The sequence below is a fragment of the Leyella lascolaii genome, assembly GCF_900079775.1.
In the GTDB taxonomy this organism is placed as follows: domain Bacteria; phylum Bacteroidota; class Bacteroidia; order Bacteroidales; family Bacteroidaceae; genus Prevotella; species Prevotella lascolaii.
Genome location: NZ_LT556050.1, coordinates 247,824 through 265,651, shown reverse-complemented (window position 1 = coordinate 265,651; position 17,828 = coordinate 247,824). Strand labels below are relative to the sequence as shown.

Below are 17,828 nucleotides of genomic sequence, written 5' to 3'. Positions count from 1 at the left end.
ATCTTTCTGCAAAGATAGTTGTTTTTTGAAGATTGGGCAAATTTTTCATGTCATTCTTTTGGCGGTGTTGTTTTAAAGTGGTAACTTTGAAATCTAATTATGCTTGAAAATGGAAGATTTCGTACATCTGCACGTTCATACTTATTACTCTATTCTCGACGGACAGTCCAGCATCCAGCGCCTCGTAGACAAGGCTGTGGGAGACGGGATGAGGGGCATGGCGATAACAGACCATGGCAACATGTTCGGAATAAAGGAATTCTATAATTATTGCAAGGGTGTAAACAAAAAGCGGAAGGCGGAAGGCAAGGAGCTTTTCAAGCCAATCCTGGGCTGCGAGATGTATGTCGCACGACGCCGGAAAGAGGACAAGGTGAAGGAGATGGGCGACATGAGCGGATATCATCTCATCGTTCTCGCGAAAAACTATAACGGATACAAGAACCTCATAAAGCTTGTCTCGCGCGCATGGGTGGACGGTTATTACATGCGTCCTCGTACGGACAGAGCCGACCTCGAGCGTTATCACGAGGACCTTATCGTCTGTTCGGCGTGTATAGCGGGCGAAGTCCCGTCGAAGATACTTAAAGGCGACATCGCCGGAGCGCGCGAGGCGATAGAGTGGCACAAACGTGTCTTCGGCGACGATTATTATCTTGAGCTGCAGAGACACGAGGTGAAGGACCCAAATATAAGGGCTAACAGGGAGACGTTCCCGCTCCAGCAGAAGGCGAACAAGGCTATGATGGAGCTTGCCGGAGAGTATGGAGTGAAGCTGGTGTGCACCAACGACGCGCATTTCGTGGACCAGGACAACGCCGAAGCGCACGACCACCTGCTCTGTCTTGCCACAGGCAAGGATCTGGACGACCCGAAACGTATGCTATACTCGAAGCAGGAGTGGTTCAAGACGAGGGCTGAGATGAACACGGTGTTCGGTGATTTGCCACAGGTTATGGCAAACACGCTGGAGATTCTCGACAAGGTTGAGATGTACAGCATTGACCACGACCCCATCATGCCGTTCTTCCCCATCCCTGCCGAGTTCGGAACGGAGGACGACATAAGGCGTAAATACACTGAGCAACAGCTGTATGAGGAGTTCACTACCGATGAGAACGGGGAGAATCCGTTGCCTAAGGAGGAAGCCGACAAGAAGATAAAGCACCTCGGAGGCATAGAGAAGATATACCGGATAAAGTTCGAAGCTGACTATCTTGCGAAGCTCGCGTACGACGGAGCGAGGCGTCTGTATGGCGACCCGATACCCGATGAGGTGGCTGAAAGAGTGAAGTTCGAGCTCCACATCATGAAGACGATGGGCTTCCCGGGATACTTCCTCATCGTGCAGGACTTCATCAACGCCGCCCGAAACGAGCTCGGCGTGCTCGTGGGACCGGGTCGTGGCTCGGCTGCCGGGTCGGTCGTGGCGTACTGTCTTGGCATCACCAAGATTGATCCTATAAAATATGACCTGCTGTTCGAGCGTTTCCTGAATCCTGACCGAATCTCTTTGCCTGATATAGATACCGACTTCGACGATGACGGAAGAGGCCGTGTGCTCGAGTGGGTGGAGGACAAGTACGGGCACGACAAGGTGGCGCACATCATCACATACGGCACAATGGCTACCAAGAACTCCATAAAGGACGTCGCACGTGTGGAGAAACTGCCGCTCGACATATCAAACCGTCTGTGCAAGGCGATACCCGACCGTCTGCCGGACGGTATGAAAATGAACCTGCCCAACGCCATAAAGGCGGTGCCGGAACTGCGTGAGGCTGAGGCGAGCGCCGACCCGCAGATGAGCAACACCATACGTTACGCCAGAATGCTCGAGGGAACCGTGCGTGGCACGGGCATACATGCGTGCGGCACTATTATCTGTCGCGACGCCATAAGCGACTGGGTTCCGGTGAGCACAGCGGAAGACAAGGCAGACCCCGGACACAAACTGCTGACCACACAGTATGACGGACATGTGATAGAAGAGACCGGACTGATAAAGATGGACTTCCTCGGACTGAGCACACTGTCGATACTCAAGGAGACCGTAGATAACATAAAGATTACGCGAGGGGTGGAGGTGGACCTCGACAACATACCCATCGACGACGAGCTGACATACAAGCTGTATCAGGAAGGACGCACTGTGGGCACATTCCAGTTTGAGTCCGCCGGCATGCAGAAGTATCTGCGCGAGCTCAAACCCACCGTCTTTGAGGACCTCATAGCCATGAACGCCCTCTACCGTCCCGGTCCTATGGACTACATACCGCAGTTCATCAGGCGTAAGAACGGGCAGGAGGAGATAAAATACGACATCCCCTGCATGGAGAAATACCTCAAGGACACCTACGGCATCACCGTCTATCAGGAGCAGGTCATGCTTCTCTCCCGACAGCTCGCCAACTTCACGCGAGGCGAGAGCGACGCTCTGCGTAAGGCGATGGGTAAGAAGAAGAAGGACATTGTGGACAAGATGAAACCCAAGTTCATCGAGGGTGGAAAGGCTAACGGGCACGACCCGAAGGTGCTCGAGAAGATATGGGCAGACTGGGAGAAGTTCGCTTCTTATGCGTTCAACAAGAGTCACGCCACGTGCTACTCATGGGTGGCATACCAGACGGCATATCTCAAGGCGCACTATCCGGCTGAGTTCATGGCTGGAAACATGAGCCGGTGTCTCAACGACATCGGAAAGATAACCAAACTCATGAGCGAGTGTCAGGCGATGGGTATAAAGTGTCTCGGTCCGGACGTCAATGAGAGCCGCCACAAGTTCAGTGCCAACAAGAAGGGAGAGGTGCGTTTCGGTCTTGCGGCGGTGAAAGGCATGGGCGATTCTGCCGCTCAAGCCATCATAGAAGAGCGTGAGAAGAACGGTCCCTACAAAGACATCTACGACTTCGCGCAGCGGGTCAATCTCTCGGCAGTAAACCGTAAGGCATTCGAAAGTCTCGCACTGAGCGGCGGATTCGACAGTTTCGGCATAAAGCGGGAGCAGTATTTCGGGGTGACGACAAGGGGAGAGATGTTCCTCGACACGCTCGTGCGCTACGGCCAGCTCTACCAGATGGAGATGTTGCAGGCGCGCAACTCGCTCTTCGGAGGGTTCGACTCGGTGGACATCGCAAAGCCTCAGGTGCCTCAGGCTGAGCCGTGGAGCACCATAGAGAAGCTCAACAAGGAGCGCGATCTCGTGGGAATATATCTATCAGCCCATCCGCTCGACGACTATTCGGTGGTGTTGCGCAAGATGTGCAACCTGCATTGCGCGGACGTGGGACGCGACGCCGACAAGAAAAAACTGTCCAGACTGTCTTCCATGACGTTCGGAGGCATCGTCACGGGAGTGGTGTCGCGCTGGTCGTCGAGAACCAACAAGCCGTTCGGATTTGTGACGATAGAGGATTATGAGGGTCCGGGCGAGCTTGCGCTTTTCAACGACGAGTGGGCTAAATGGCAGCATATGTTCAAGGAAGGATACACGGTTTATGTCACCGCCAAGTGCGTACCGCGGTTCCGCGACAACTCCGAATTGTTCGACATACGCATACAGAGCGTCGACTTTCTCAACGATGTGAAGGACAAATACATAGAGAAGCTCACCATAGCGGTGAACACTTCGGTGCTCGACGACACGCAGATGACCGACCTTGCGACTGTCATCAGAAGCAATCCGGGCAGGGTTCCGCTCTTTTTCCAGATGTATGACGCGGAGCACAAGAGGGATGTCCTGCTCGTGAGCAGGGGCAATGAGGTGGACATCAACGCCTCTCTCATATCATACCTCGAGAGCTGTCCGGCACTGACATATACTTTGAACTGAAAATGGCATGGTCTTTGCACAGTGTGTAATATGACAAGACATGTCATCATATAGTAATAACATCAAATCAATATAAGCAAATGGAAGTTAAGATTACGACTGAGAATTTTGAGAGTTATAAGAATGGCGGACTGCCTTTGGTTGTTGACCTGTGGGCTACATGGTGCGGACCGTGCCGTATGCTTTCGCCTGTTATTTCGGAACTCGCCGAAGACTACGACGGTAAAATAGTCGTAGGAAAGTGTGATGTGGAGGAAAACGACGAGTTGGCGTCCGATTTCGGCGTGCGTACAATCCCGACTCTGCTCTTCTTCAAGAACGGAGAGCTTGTCGACAAGTTTGTTGGTGCCACCACAAAAGCTGTCCTCCAGGAGAAGTTCGACGCTCTTCTGAAGTAATGACAAGAGAAGATATGTGAAATGCATGGCATGTTCCGGTTTTGCCGGAGCATGCCTTTTTTCGTTTGTGGAGGTGTCGGGCGGCGGCATGACATGGTGCGGTCGGTGCGGCACACATGTCATACCGTGCGTCGTACTTACAATGCCCGGCATGCGGCAGTATGACAGTCATGCGCGCATGAATGCGTTTGCATAAATATACGGTGTTCCGACCGCTGATGCATAAATATGCAGCAGTAAGCCTGCAATACTGCCGTCTGCGCGCGCACGAGACCATCCGGCTGCAAATACGCGGTTTTTGAGGCACTTGCGTAATGCGCTGACGCACAGCAGGTTGGCTTTTCCGGTGCCGCAGACAAGCCTTTCCGGTGATGCGGAAGAGCCTCTTTCGTGCTGCCGAACGGGCTTTCCTGTGTCGTGGAAGAGTCCTTTTTGAGTGGCAGAACGTGCTTTTCCATATCACTGAAGTGCGCGTCCTGTCGTGGAAATTCCACCGGATGGCGGTACGGACGGCATCCTGTGACGTCTGAGAAGCGTTTTGGGCATGCCGTGAAGCCGTCACAGTCGGTTTCCCGTTTCTGTTTTGCGAAAATATTCTGTCAATATTTTTTACTTCCGTTTCTGCATAAATATGCGTTTAGCCAAGTGCTTACGGAGCAGTGAAAGCATTTTTCACGGTGCGTTACCGTTCATTGTCCGGTGTCCGGACATACGTGTCATATATGACAAAAAGTCGCATCGCTGGTTTTCGTTTTTTCCTTAAAGCGCTCACTTTCGTCTGCCGCGATGTGACAGATGTGTGCGCGTCATCCTGTAGGTGACATGTTGTCAGTCTTACGTTTTTCGTTATTATTGGTATCATTGCGGCTATAAGACACATCATGCGCGCCCTCCTTGTCGGCAGGCGCGCATGAAGTCGGGTGTATGTCTGTGCGTGGGCACAAGTCGTCGGGCGTTATGTCCCGCTGCAGCCGTTTCTTTTCAATATCCTCGCAGATGTATGAGTATTACATCGTCACGGATCGGCTGCCGTCCGCGTTTTCCTTTATTGTCACCTTTACCGCATTCTCCGGCAGCAGGTCCTCTATCAGTTCGGGCCACTCTATGAAGCAGTAAGCCCCGCCGTAGAAATATTCCTCATATCCGAGGTCGTACACCTCCTCGAGCTTCTTTATGCGGTAGAAGTCGAAGTGGAATATCTGTCCGCCTGTCGTTTCCGACTCATACTCGTTCACTATGGCGAATGTGGGCGAGGTGATGACATCCTTTACGCCCATGTGCTCGCACAGAGCCTTGATGAATGTGGTCTTTCCCGCGCCCATCTTGCCGTAGAAGGCGAACACTTTAGAGTCTTTCATGCAAGCCGCAAACTGTTCTGCGGCGGCATCTATCTGGTCGAGTGAGTTGATTCTTATTTCCATATCTTTGTTTTTTATCGTTTTCTTGAAGTAAGCGTTATCAGCGGAACGAGCATCTCCTCCATGGATATGCCGCCGTGCTGGAACGTATTCTTGTAGTAGGACACGTAGTAGTTGTAGTTGTTGGGATAGGCGAAGAAGGAGTTGCCTGTGGCGAACACGTATGCGGTACTCAGGTTGGGAGCCGGCAGATGAGCCTTCCTCGGGTCTTTTATCACGAATACGTCCTTGGCGTTGAAGTTCAGATTCTTGCCCAGTTTGTAACGCAGGTTGGTGTTGGTGTTGCGGTCGCCCACAATCTTTACGGCTTTCGAAGCCCTTATACTGCCGTGGTCGGTGGTTATTATCACCTTGCATCCTGTCTCAGACAGCCTTTTCAGCAGTTCGCTCATCACCGAGTGTCTGAACCAGCTCAGCGTTATGCTGCGGTAGGCTGACTCGGTGTTGGCGAGCTCTCTCACCATCTTCGACTCCGTGCGTGCGTGTGAGAGCATGTCGATGAAGTTCACCACTATCACGTTGAGGTCGTTTCTGAGCAGTTCGTTCAGCCGTTCCACTATCTTCTCACCGCCAGCCGTGCCGTTTATCTTGTGATAGCTGAAGGTGTCGTGACGCCTGAACCGTTCTATCTGTGTCCTTATCAGCGGCTCCTCGTTGAGGTTCTTGCCTTCATCCTCGTCCTCGTCCACCCACAGATCGGGGAACATCTCGGCTATCCTGCTCGGCATCAGACCGCTGAATATGGCGTTGCGCGCATATTGGGTGGCTGTGGGCAGGATGCTCATATACATGTCCTCGTCGATGTCGAACATGTCTCCCACCTCCTGTGCGATGACCCGCCACTGGTCATATCTGAAGTTGTCTATCACTATGAGAAACACTTTCTCGCCTTCGTTGAGCAACGGGAACACCTTCTTCTTGAATATGTCAGGACTCATGAGCGGCCGTTCCGTGTCGCCGGAGGGCGACATCCAGTCCATATAGTTGTTTTTCACATATTTGGAGAATCCTATGTTAGCCTCCTCCTTCTGCATCTGCAGTGTCTCTGTCATGGAGCTGCTGGTGCTGCTCAGCTCCAGTTCCCAGTGCACGAGCCGCCTGTATATGTCAGTCCAGTCGTTGTATGTGCGGCTCTCCATTATCTGCATGGCTATGTTGCCGAAGTTCTGCTGATAGCTGCTCTGCGTCACTTCGGTCACTATCTGCTTCTTGTGTATGTTCTTTTTCAGTGTCAGCAGAATCTGGTTCGGGTTCACCGGCTTTATGAGATAGTCGGCAATCTTCGAGCCTATAGCCTGGTCCATGATGTTCTCTTCCTCGCTTTTGGTCACCATCACCACCGGTGTCGCAGGCGATATCTCCTTTATCTGCTGCAGAGTCTCGAGTCCTGTCAGTCCGGGCATCATCTCGTCGAGCAGTATAAGGTCGAATGTGGTCTGCCGGCATCGGTCTATCGCGTCGGTGCCATTGCTCACGGTGACCACTTCATAGCCCTTTTTCTCGAGGAAGATGATGTGTGCCTTGAGCAGCTCAATCTCATCATCCACCCATAATAGCAAACCGTTTGTCATATGTCTGATGTTTTGTCTGTTTGTGTTGTCGTGTCTCCGGCTGTGTGGCGGAGGCTGTCCGGCGGTGCAGCCGCAAGTCTTCTCAGAAGCCTTCAAGGTCGTAATATTCGTCGTCTGTCACGTCAGGAACGTCTTTCTTCCGCTTGTTGCCGGTGTCCTGAGGGGTGTCGTCGAAGTAGAACTCTTCCTCGAGCTGCTCCGCGGGCTGCTTCTTCTCCTGTCCGCTGTCTTCCTCCTGCTGTTCCTTTGGAGTGGTCTTGCCGCCCTCGTCCTCCTTCTTCAGAGGCTGTTTCGGCTCCTCTTTCGGCTTCTCTTTCTGTGTGCTGTCGTCCTTGAGCTCCTCCAGAGGTATTATTATAGAGTCGTCCGGCTCGGTCATTACGTCTTTCTTCACGTCTTCCGTCTTGCCCGGAGCAGGACTCACCGTGTGCTCTTGCCGCACGGCTTCGTCCTTCCTGTCTTCCTTCTCCTTGTCTGCAGCCGGACTGACAGTCACGCCTTCATCCACGGTTTCGGGCTTCTTCTCCGGCTGTACGGGCGTTTCCGGCTCGGGAACTATTGTCGTTCCGCCCTGAGCGTCGCTTTCATCATTTGTGCCCTCGGCAGGTATCACAGTTCCGCCGTCGTCTTTCTCAGGCGCCGTTTCCTCCGGTGCGACTATTGTTCCGGTTTCGGCAGGTTCCACGTCAAGACCGTTGTCAATGAACGTACCGTTGTCGAGCAGACGGTCTATCTCCTCCGGCGTCATACCGTTGTCCTTCCTTCTCACGGTCGTTATCTCCGTCGGTTCTGTCAGCAGGTGCAGAGTGCTCACCTTGAGCGGTGCGAAGTGCTTGTTGTAGAACTTGTCGTAGTCGTCGTAACTGTATTTTGTCCCGAGCAGCGGAAGGTTTGTCTTGCTTATGATTATTGTGCGGCTGTGCGCTGCCTGACGTATTATGTTCTGCTGTCCATACAGCTGCCGCGCATATTGCAGAGCCTCGTCGTAGTTTCTGAAGCCCGATACCGTCATTCTGTTGATGCCCTCCATCGGCTCGATTACTATGTCGAAGTTGCGCACCATGTAGCTTGTGAAGTTGTATTTTGCCAGTTCGTAGAGCAGCCTGTTCTCATCCACGGAGTCCGGACTGTATGCGAAGATGAAGAGGAAGTCGGTGTTGCGTTCGTTCGAAAGCGTTTTCTCTGCGGTGGAGTCGGCGGGAGCCATTGTCTCCGTGCGCCGTTCCCACACGTTGCTCATGTCGAACTTGCCTCCGTATATCCTCCGTCCAGCCTTGACACCGTTGACTATCATTCCGGCGAGATTGCTCAGCTCGCTTTGCGGGAACTTTTCCACGAGCATGTTCATGTCGGTCACGCATCCTTCCGCATCGCCGTTGTTGAGTTTTCCGAGACCGCCTATGAATATGAACTTGTCGCGGTTCGCCCCGAGCGGGAAGCGTGTCTCGGATATCTTAAGGTTCGCCGCCACCTCCTGCAGACGGTCTGCCTTGAAGGCGTCATACGTCGCCGCGTAGATGGAATCCTCTATGTGCTCGCCGAACTTCGCGTTTTCAGCAAAGTAAGGGTCGGTGAGCAATGTCGTCCACGGGCTTTCCGGATAGCTCTGTCTGAGCTTTTCCACATACGTCTCTGCCGTCTGCGGCTCTCCCATTCTCGAATAGAGTAGGAACAGATGATAGAAAACGTCTGCCATGTTCTCATATTCCGGATAGCTGTCGGTGATGCGTCGGAGAGCCTTCTCGCTCAGCGGCAGGTTGTCGAGCTTGTCCTTGAATATCACTCCGGAGTTGTACAGACCGTCCATTATTATAAGGTTGCTTGCCTGGACCTGTTCCTCCGTGAACGGAATCTGTTTGAGATAGTATTCCCGTTTGTGCGGATCGTTCTGCGCGCTGTCGGTTACCTGCTCGAGCGAGTCTGCCAAAGCTTCCGCCCTGGCGATGGAGTCGAGCTGCTCTTCGGTCATCTCCTGCGGTGTGTCAAACGCCACGACGGTCTTGTTGACACGCTGCCAGTTGTCCACGTTTTCCCTCTTTCCCCATATCTTCTGGAACTCCGCCTTGCCTTGGTTCACAGCCATCTGGTTGTAGAAATACCACACCGAGCTCTTGTTGCCCGGTCTTTGGTTCTGCCGGTTGGCGTTGCCGGTGTTTCCGGCGTTGCCTCCGTTCTGCGCTATCACGTTCTGCGCGTTCTGCTCCGCCAGCCTGTCCTGCTCCTCCTTCTCCTTTTTCTTCAGTTCCTCTATCACACGGTCAATCGCCTCATTGCGCTCTTTCTCGCCCATCTTTGCCAGTGCCTGAAGCGAGTCCTGCAGGTGTACGGCGTCTGTGTAAGGCACGAGCTCGTCGAGGACCTTCGACCGCCGCGACAGTTCCTCATAGTCCTTGCGCTCCTTGTCGAGCAGACCTATCGCCTCGCCGTAGCACCGCTGCGCGTCGCTGTAGCGTTCGCGCTCCCAATAAAGACCGCCGAGCTTCAGCAGGAGCACACCTTTCTCTATGCCGTTTCGTGTCGATCCGCTGTTTCCCTTTTCGTATGCAATGATGGCGTTGAGCGTGTCTTTCTGTGTCAGATATATGTTTCCGATGGCATAGTACACCTGATCCAGGTAATCCTTGTTCTTGTCTGACGACGCCATGCGCCTCAGCCGCTTTATCATCTTCTTCGACTGGCTGCCTGACATCACCTCCGTCATCGCTATGCGGGCGTTGAACTCCACCTCATACGGCGGGTTCTGTCTTATCACCCTCTTGTAAGCCTTCATCGCCTCAGCCTTGTTGCCGAGCGCGCTGTGCAGCTGTCCCATGAGATACCATTCCCTTGCGCGCTGCTTGCTTCGCATCTCGTGCTTTATCACCTTGCGGAGATAAGGTATTGCTTTGGCGTAGTCGCCTGTGTGTATGTAGTAGCTGGCGTAGGTGTAGTCCCATTCCTTGCGTGCCTGCCAGTGTATGGAGTCGCGCTGCATGTTGCGTATCACGTCTTCGGCATCGTATATCCATCCCTCTTCAAGGTAGCATTTGGCAAGCCACGCCCTCGCCTTGCCGTATATGGCGGGCTGTGTCTGGTAGAGACGGCTCATGTATGAGAATGTGGAGGCAGCCTCGTCGAAGTCGCCTTTGTTGAACTGCGAGCGTCCCATGAGCAGCCATGCCTTCCAGAGGAAGGGATTATACTCCTTCCGTCCGAGCCATTCAAGGTCTTTCTCTGTCTTTCGCCTGTTCTTCGTCCACACAGGCTTGCGCTTTATGCTGTGCAGTTTTATGGCCTTCTGGCATTTCTCTATCGCCCTGTCGAAATTGCTTTTGCCAAGCTCGCGGCTGTTTTTGTTGCCCACGGTGTAGAGCGGTATCATCTCCGTGAAGTTGTCGCGGTTGCCCTGTTCCTTCTCCAGCGAGCCCTCGATGTATGCCTGCGCCCCGTTGTAATAGGTGTTGTATCTGGCGTTGAAGGCATGCCACCACCTGCTCTTCGCGGTGTTCTTCTGCGTAGAGCATGCTGCGATTGTCATCAGCCCGAGGGCTGCCACGAGTATGGAGAAGTATTTAGCGTTGCGATGTCTCACTCTTATTTAACTGCTTGAGTGCGTATTTTATTGCCTTGCATATGCAATAAATGATGATACTGACAAAAATAATCGACGCTCCAGACGGCACGTTGAGCCAGTAGGACAGCGCGAGCCCCGCCATGCAACCAGCGCATCCGATGAGAATGCTGTATGCCGCGATGCGTCCGAAACTGTATGTGAAGAGATTGGCTGTCATCTGCGGAATGGTCAGCATGCTCATGGCGAGCACTATGCCCACCATGCGCAACGTCGAGACAATGGTCATGGCGATGAGCGCCATCATGGTATACTCGACGAGACTCACGGGAAGCCGCTGCGAGCGGGCGAACTCCGGGTCGAACGCCGTGCTTACTATTATGCGGTAGTAGGCTGTGAAGAGAAACAGCGTTATGACGCAGAGGGCTGCCAGCAGCCACAGGTTGCCGCTCTCGATGGTGAGTATGCTGCCGAAGAGGAACGACGGCAGGTCGGGCACGAAGCCCGGAGCGAGAAAGCAGAACAGTATGCCCACGCTCATGCCCAAAGCCCAGAACACGGCTATAGCCGAGTCTTCGCGCACATTGCCGCGGCTTGACAGCCACTGTATGCCGAACGCGCTGAGCACCGAGAATACCATTGCCGAGAGTATGGGACTGACGCCAAGGAACACGCCTATGCCTATCCCTCCGAACGAGGCGTGCGTGATGCCGCCGCTTATGAACGTTAGGCGGCGCGTGACGATGTATGTGCCGACGAGTCCGCACACTATGCTTGCGAGCGCCGCACCTATGAGCGCGTTCCTGAAAAAGCCGTATTCAAGAATGTCCATCGTCTATAAGCATTATCACTTCGTCCTTCAGTTCGTCGGGAAGGGATATGCCGCGCAGCGTGAGACTGCGCCACCATGCCTGCACCTCGTCCTGTCTCATGGTGTGCAACACGTCGCTGAACTGCTCCACTTCCTGCTGGTCGTAGCTGTCTGACTGCCTTCCGGCAAACGTGTCAAGCTCCTCGTCGTCAAAGTATTCTATCTCTTTTGTCGCGGCTTCCATCATGCATTCCTGCTCGCATTTGGCTGATACTCCGTCGCATGTGGCGCAAGACGGGGCGGCATTGCCGCTGTCTGATGTCCTGCCGGGGCTTATCCGGTTCCATACCAGTGCCGCCACGAGCAGCAGGATGCCTGTAATTGTTATCCAAAGTAAGGACATGTCTGTGTGTTTATGGTCTTTCGTTTATGATGAATCCTGCCTTGCGCAGGTCGTCCCAGTAGCGTGGATATGATTTTGACACCACTTCGGGGTTGTTTATGTAAATGTCGCCCGCCATCAGACAAGCCGGTGCCAGCGACAGTGCCATGCGGTGGTCTTCGTATGTTTCGAACACCGGAGCGGACGGCTCGCAGCGTTCTCCCTCCCAGCAAAGCGTGTCGCGGTTCTCGTCGGTGAGCGCGATGCCGAACTTGCGGAGCTCAGCCTTGAGCGCCTCTATGCGGTCGGTCTCCTTTATTCTAAGGCTTGCCAGTCCGGTGAAGCGGAACGGTATGTCGAGCATGACGCACGTCACGACCACCGTCTGCGCCAGGTCGGGCGAGCTGATGAAGTCGTAGTCGAGCCTCGGCAGCATGCATGGAGTCTTTCTCAGAGTGACTGTCGTGGGGCAGCCTTCCTCCTTCGACTCGAACACTGTCTTTATGCCGAGCAGCGAGAAGATGTATTTCACTACCGAGTCGCCCTGCTTCGAGCCGTCGTATAGTCCGGTGAGGCGTATTGACGACTCGCTGTCGCCGCACAGCGCGAGCATCTCATACCAGTAGGACGCCGAGCTCCAGTCGCTCTCTATGGTGTATGCGCGCCGGGTGTAGGGCTTCGGTCTTACGCTGACGGTGTCTGCCTCGCTCCAGTCGGCTTCCGCTCCGAACTCGCGCATCATCCACAATGTCAGTTCTATGTATGGTCTCGACACTATCTCTCCGGTCATTTTCAGTTCCAGTCCGTTCTTCAGTGCCGGTCCTATCATGAGCAGTGCCGAGATGTATTGCGAGCTCACGTCGCCCGGTATCTCCACGTGTCCGCCGTCGAGCTGCCTCCCCTTTATGTGGAGTGGGGGGAATCCTTCCTCCTCAAGATACTCTATGTCGGCTCCGAGAAAGCGCAGCGCGTCCACGAGCGGTCCTATGGGGCGTTGCTTCATGCGTTCCGTTCCGGTGATGGTGTGCTCGCACGGGGTAGCGGCGAAGTATGCCGTGAGAAACCTCATGGCGGTGCCTGCCGCCTTGATGTCTACGGTCTGCGGACTGTGTTCCAGCGCGTGGCGTATCACCTCGGTGTCGTCGCAGTCGGAGAGATTGTCGGGCAGAGTGCTGCCTCCCGACAGGGCGTGTATTATCATAGCACGGTTGCTGATGCTCTTTGATGCCGGCAGTGCTATGGTAGTGTCTATTTTTGTGGGTGCTGATATGTGGTATTGCATATTGTTTATGTTTTGAAGAGTTGCTGCTTCTTTAGGTACAAAGGTAACTAAAATATTTTTTCCGCCAAAAAACATTAACGATGTATGACATGTGTTTGCATTTATAAAAAAGCGTGAGAGCCCATTTCCTTTGCCCTCCGTGCGCATCCCGGCTCACCGTCTGCCGTCCGTATGCGTGAGGATGCTGCCGGAGGAGTGTGCGCTACGGGCGTTCCCGAAAACCCGTAGGGCGTCTGCATGAATATGCGCAGAATGTGAATATATATTCATATTGTGTCTGCGTCAACTCCGCGAGAGTGCCGTCGTTGCTGACAAGCGCGTGTTCTGACGCAAATACGCGAGTTTTGGGCTGTTTTTGTAACCTTTTGTCATACAGCGGGTTAGCCTTTTCTGTCGCGCCATGTGGCTTTTCCAGCCTCGCGAAAGAGCCTTTTCGGGGATGCGGAAGAGCCTTTTCCGCACGATGACACAGCCTCTCCTGATGTGCGGAAAGCGCATTCCGGCAGTGCGAAACGGTGTCTTCCGCATAGTGATAAACGTTTTTCCACAGTCCTGACTCGTATGTATTCCGGTTTCATTCAGACATTTCCGTTCTGCCGTTTCTGTTTTGCAGATTTCTTTTGTCAATATTTTTTACTGTCCGAATTGCATATTCATGCATTTCGCGGCGGCACAGGCACAGGCGTGTGGAGACTGTCACGGCGTGTCATGGCGTGGTGATTTGATTTCTGTCGGGCTATGGCGGCAGGGTGGAACAAGGCGCGTGGAACGATTGTAAAAATTAGTTAAACCTGCGGTATTTCTCTCCTCATGTTTGCATATTACAAATAAAAATCATTAACTTTGCATCGCTTTTGGAAAAACGGGATGTAGCGCAGTTGGTTAGCGTACACGTCTGGGGGGCGTGTGGTCGCTGGTTCGAGTCCAGTCATCCCGACTTTTGTTTTATCAAATCGGCTTATTATTCATTTTTCCTTAAACATACTCATCTCCGCTTTGTTGCTTGGCATAACGGAGGATGACTAAAAAAAACTTATCACAATGAAGAAACTGTTATTTGCAATGTTTGTCTCGACGTTCGCGTTGAATGCTTCGGCTGCGCCGGCATCAGAAGAAAACGGCGGTCGCGACGAACAGACCACCCTTGCCGCACGCAATCTCGAGCGTTCGATGGCACTCGTTGACGGGGTTATCTCGAAGTGTTTCATCGGTTCGGGTGCTAAGATGGAGATGAAGGACGTGTACGACCTCAACCGTCATGCGCGCGAGAACGGTACGTCTGATGTGTGGCCCTACACTGCCGTGATGGAGGCTGTGAACTCCATCATAGAGGGAATAGACGAACTGAAGGAAGAGGCTCCGGAGTTCTACGAGCTCGACCGCGAGAGATATGTCAACCTCCTGAACGATCTTTACAGGTCAATCAGATATTACGCAGGTTCATACAAGCTTGTTTCATATGCCCGCACAGAAGACTGGATGGACATCTACGGAGTTCACCGCGGGTCGCGTCCGGGTGAGGCTACGGTCACAGGCATAGAGAATGTGTACGACGACCAGATGTGGCTTGCGCGCGAGTTCATCCGCGCCTATAAGAATACGGGCATGGAAGGATATAAGACCCGTGCCGAATATCTCATCGAGTACATACTCGACGGATGGGATGTGTGCGTGGATTCGCGCGGTGAGGAGTATGGCGGAATAACATGGGGACCCGGCTACAACTCCAAGCACGCATGCAGCAACTCACCGGTTATCTCGCCGCTGGTGTGGATGGCGGAGCTTTACAAAGGCTCTGATGAGACAACGACATATTATTATGTGAACAAGGACAACACTCGTTCGTCCAAGACAGTGAACAAGTATGAGTACTATCTCGACTATGCCAAGAAGGTGTACGCATGGCAGAAGGAACATCTCTACGACAGTAACACGGGATGCTTCCACGACATGTGCGGCGGCGTTATAGGAGAGATACAGTATGAGGAGGTGGACGGTGTGACATACCGCAAGCATGTCGACATCGGCGGACCGGGCGGAAGGCAGTACACATACAACACCGGAACGATGCTGTGTGGTGCGGTCGACCTTTATCTTGCTACCGGAGACGAGTATTATCTCAACGAGGCGAAGGAGATAGCTACCGACTCTTATGAGCACTTCCGGGGTACACGGAAGACCATCGACGGCGAAAACTATTTCCCGTTCCCGTACGACAGCGACACGCTTAACGGATTCAACGCATGGTTCAACAACGTTCTGCTGCGCGCATATGTCGACGCCGTGCCTTACGCAGAGTTCAAAAACCGCCTCGGAGCACTCGATAACTACGCGAAAAGAGGATGCGAGAACTTCCAGGATAACCTCGACTATGCGTATGAGAACTATCTGAAGGACGGATTCCTTCCGAACAACCTGCTCGGCGGATGGGAACAGAACACAAAGACAAAAGCGTTCCATCAGGCGGCGTACGCGGCTGAGTATGCCAAGCTCGTGCAGTATATCATGACGAAGGACGAGACCACCGACATCAAAAATTTTAATGTGGAGACTGCTGGGAAGAATGTCAATGTATACTCGATTGACGGAAGTCAGGTGCGCAGCAATGTCTCCAAAGATAAAGCACTTGATGGATTGAGAAGCGGCATTTATGTCGTTGACGGAGAGAAACACTTTGTTAAATAAAGTTATTTTAGTCTGTCCCGCAGCGACGAGCAATGTTTTGACAGAGGTCGGCATTACATGTTGAGGCGGGGTTAAGTTATGGCGGGATGTGCGTGAGGCATGTCCCGCTTTTATTATATGTATGCGCGTGCGCGCGTTCATTATCTTTATTATGACGTTGAATGCGGCTGCCGGCGTTTCCGAAGAGACTTTGTTTCGACTGTTTGTATTGTATATTGGCTGTTTATTCAAAACTTTCTCATAAATAAGAACAAACGTTTGCACGATGTTTTTTTAATGACTAACTTTGTAGTCTGCATTCTTTCAGAATAACGGACAATCAACTTAACATATACAGATATGAATATCAGAAAGAGAAACATCGTGTTTGCTGCTGCCATGTTCATGCTTGTGAGAATGTTCGCACAGGGACCCGGCAACAGCGGAACTTACTACCGGCAGGCTGACGGCAAGAAAGGCAGTGAGCTGAAGACCGCGCTCTGGTCTGTGATAAAGAATCATACGCAACGCTCTTACAATCAGTTGTGGGAGGATTTCAAGACTACCGACAAGCGCAGCGACGGTAAGGTGTGGGACATGTATTCGAGTATCACGAACTATACTTTCGGTGTTGACCAGGCAGGAGGCTACAAGGTAGAGGGCGACGTGTACAACCGCGAGCACTCGTTCCCCAAAAGCTGGTTTGACGACGCTTCTCCCATGTATACTGACCTTGTGCATCTTGTGCCCGCAGACGGATATGTGAACGGACGCAGAAGCAACAATCCTTTCGGTGAGACAGATGGAGATAGGTGGCAGTCGGCAGGCGGATTCAGCAAGCTCGGGAAAAGCACGGTGTCCGGATATAACGGTATTGTGTTCGAACCGAACGATGAATACAAGGGCGACTTCGCACGTATCTACTTCTATATGGCTACATGCTATGAGGACAAGATAGCCTATTGGAACTGCGATATGCTTGCCGGCAACAGCTATCCGGCATACACTAAATGGGCTCTTGACATGCTCCTGCGATGGGCGGAGGAAGACCCTGTGAGCCAGAAGGAGATTGACCGCAACAACGCCGTGTACGGCATACAGCACAACCGCAACCCGTTTGTGGATTATCCGGGACTGGAGCAGTATGTGTGGGGCACGATGAAGGACATGCTTTTCAGCTATGACAACTACGTGGAACCGGAGGGTACGCCTGTGCCGGAACCTGATCCGGATCCTGAACCAGACCCGGACCCCGATCCAGATCCTACGCCTACGGGTGCCGTGTATGAGAAAATCACGTCTGCGGACGGACTGCTTGCCGGTAGCAAATATCTTATTGTGTATGAGCAGGAGGGCACGGATGCCTCAAGGACAATGGGTGAGCAGAACGATGATATAAGGAGTTATGCTGAGGTGACTGTCACCAACGGTAAGGTCGTCGTTGGTGATGAGGATGCTAAGAGCGTGCATGCGTTCACACTCGGAGGCACTTCCGGAGCATGGACTCTGCGCGACGCGAACGACGGTACTTATCTTTCGTACAGCGGTTCAAAGAACAAGCTCTACTCGGTGGTGAGCGTTGCGGGAGACAACGAGTGTTGGGACATAACGTTCAGCGGCGGCAACGCGATGATAGAAAACAAGGCGGAGAGCGGACGTATAATATATTATAACGCTTCGTCTCCACGTTTTGCCTGCTACACCAATGCACAGAAGCCTGTCGCTCTGTACCGTAGCACGACGACAACCGGGCTCGGCAAGGTGACGGCGGACGGCAACACGGATGCCGTGCGTGTTTATGGCATCACCGGAGTGATGGTGCGCGACGGTGTGTCACGTGCTTCGGCGCTCAAAGGATTGCCTAAGGGCATCTATATAATAGACGGCAGAAAGTATGTCGTAAGGTAATAACAGTAAATA

Annotated in this window: 11 protein-coding genes and 1 tRNA gene; 5 read left to right on the top strand and 7 right to left on the bottom strand. The window is 52.9% G+C overall.

Annotated features, from left to right (window positions below; all coding sequences use genetic code 11):
- Positions 1–109 precede the first annotated feature (109 nt).
- Complete coding sequence (gene dnaE, locus BN4609_RS13500) at positions 110–3,832, top strand: DNA polymerase III subunit alpha (protein ID WP_068857137.1); 3,723 nt, start codon at positions 110–112, stop codon at positions 3,830–3,832.
- A gap of 80 nt (positions 3,833–3,912) precedes the next feature.
- Positions 3,913–4,230, top strand: a complete 318-nt coding sequence (gene trxA, locus BN4609_RS13495; protein WP_021993265.1) for a thioredoxin — start codon at positions 3,913–3,915, stop codon at positions 4,228–4,230.
- Positions 4,231–5,237: 1,007 nt separating this feature from the next.
- Here the strand turns inward: trxA and tsaE are convergent.
- The 7 genes from tsaE to BN4609_RS16650 all read right to left on the bottom strand — a co-directional run bounded on the left by tsaE (position 5,238) and on the right by BN4609_RS16650 (position 13,792).
- On the bottom strand, positions 5,238–5,651 hold the full coding sequence (tsaE, locus tag BN4609_RS13490) for a tRNA (adenosine(37)-N6)-threonylcarbamoyltransferase complex ATPase subunit type 1 TsaE (RefSeq protein ID WP_021993264.1): 414 nt from the start codon (positions 5,649–5,651) through the stop codon (positions 5,238–5,240).
- An 11-nt stretch (positions 5,652–5,662) separates the two neighbouring features.
- A complete protein-coding gene (gene porX, locus BN4609_RS13485; RefSeq protein ID WP_068857287.1) occupies positions 5,663–7,219 on the bottom strand; it encodes a T9SS response regulator signal transducer PorX in 1,557 nt (518 codons plus the stop codon).
- A gap of 82 nt (positions 7,220–7,301) precedes the next feature.
- Positions 7,302–10,790 (bottom strand): type IX secretion system periplasmic lipoprotein PorW/SprE, encoded by a 3,489-nt coding sequence (porW, locus tag BN4609_RS13480; protein WP_084791645.1) that lies wholly within the window; start codon positions 10,788–10,790, stop codon positions 7,302–7,304.
- A complete protein-coding gene (locus BN4609_RS13475) occupies positions 10,771–11,601 on the bottom strand; it encodes a metal ABC transporter permease (RefSeq protein ID WP_068857135.1) in 831 nt (276 codons plus the stop codon). The genes porW and BN4609_RS13475 overlap by 20 nt, the downstream gene beginning before the upstream one ends.
- Entirely contained in the window at positions 11,588–11,983 is a 396-nt protein-coding gene (locus tag BN4609_RS13470; protein WP_068857134.1) for a hypothetical protein, read from the bottom strand. The genes BN4609_RS13475 and BN4609_RS13470 overlap by 14 nt, the downstream gene beginning before the upstream one ends.
- A gap of 10 nt (positions 11,984–11,993) precedes the next feature.
- Positions 11,994–13,244 (bottom strand): 3-phosphoshikimate 1-carboxyvinyltransferase, encoded by a 1,251-nt coding sequence (gene aroA / locus BN4609_RS13465; RefSeq protein WP_068857133.1) that lies wholly within the window; start codon positions 13,242–13,244, stop codon positions 11,994–11,996.
- Between the two features lie 380 nt (positions 13,245–13,624).
- Complete coding sequence (locus tag BN4609_RS16650) at positions 13,625–13,792, bottom strand: hypothetical protein (protein WP_164071696.1); 168 nt, start codon at positions 13,790–13,792, stop codon at positions 13,625–13,627.
- 315 nt (positions 13,793–14,107) lie between these two features.
- Here BN4609_RS16650 and BN4609_RS13460 point away from each other — a divergent pair.
- The 3 genes from BN4609_RS13460 to BN4609_RS13450 all read left to right on the top strand — a co-directional run bounded on the left by BN4609_RS13460 (position 14,108) and on the right by BN4609_RS13450 (position 17,816).
- Positions 14,108–14,181: transfer RNA gene (locus tag BN4609_RS13460), tRNA-Pro, on the top strand.
- A 104-nt stretch (positions 14,182–14,285) separates the two neighbouring features.
- Entirely contained in the window at positions 14,286–15,929 is a 1,644-nt protein-coding gene (locus BN4609_RS13455; RefSeq protein ID WP_068857132.1) for a glycoside hydrolase family 76 protein, read from the top strand.
- A 339-nt stretch (positions 15,930–16,268) separates the two neighbouring features.
- Complete coding sequence (locus tag BN4609_RS13450; protein WP_068857131.1) at positions 16,269–17,816, top strand: HNH endonuclease signature motif containing protein; 1,548 nt, start codon at positions 16,269–16,271, stop codon at positions 17,814–17,816.
- Positions 17,817–17,828: the final 12 nt, after the last annotated feature.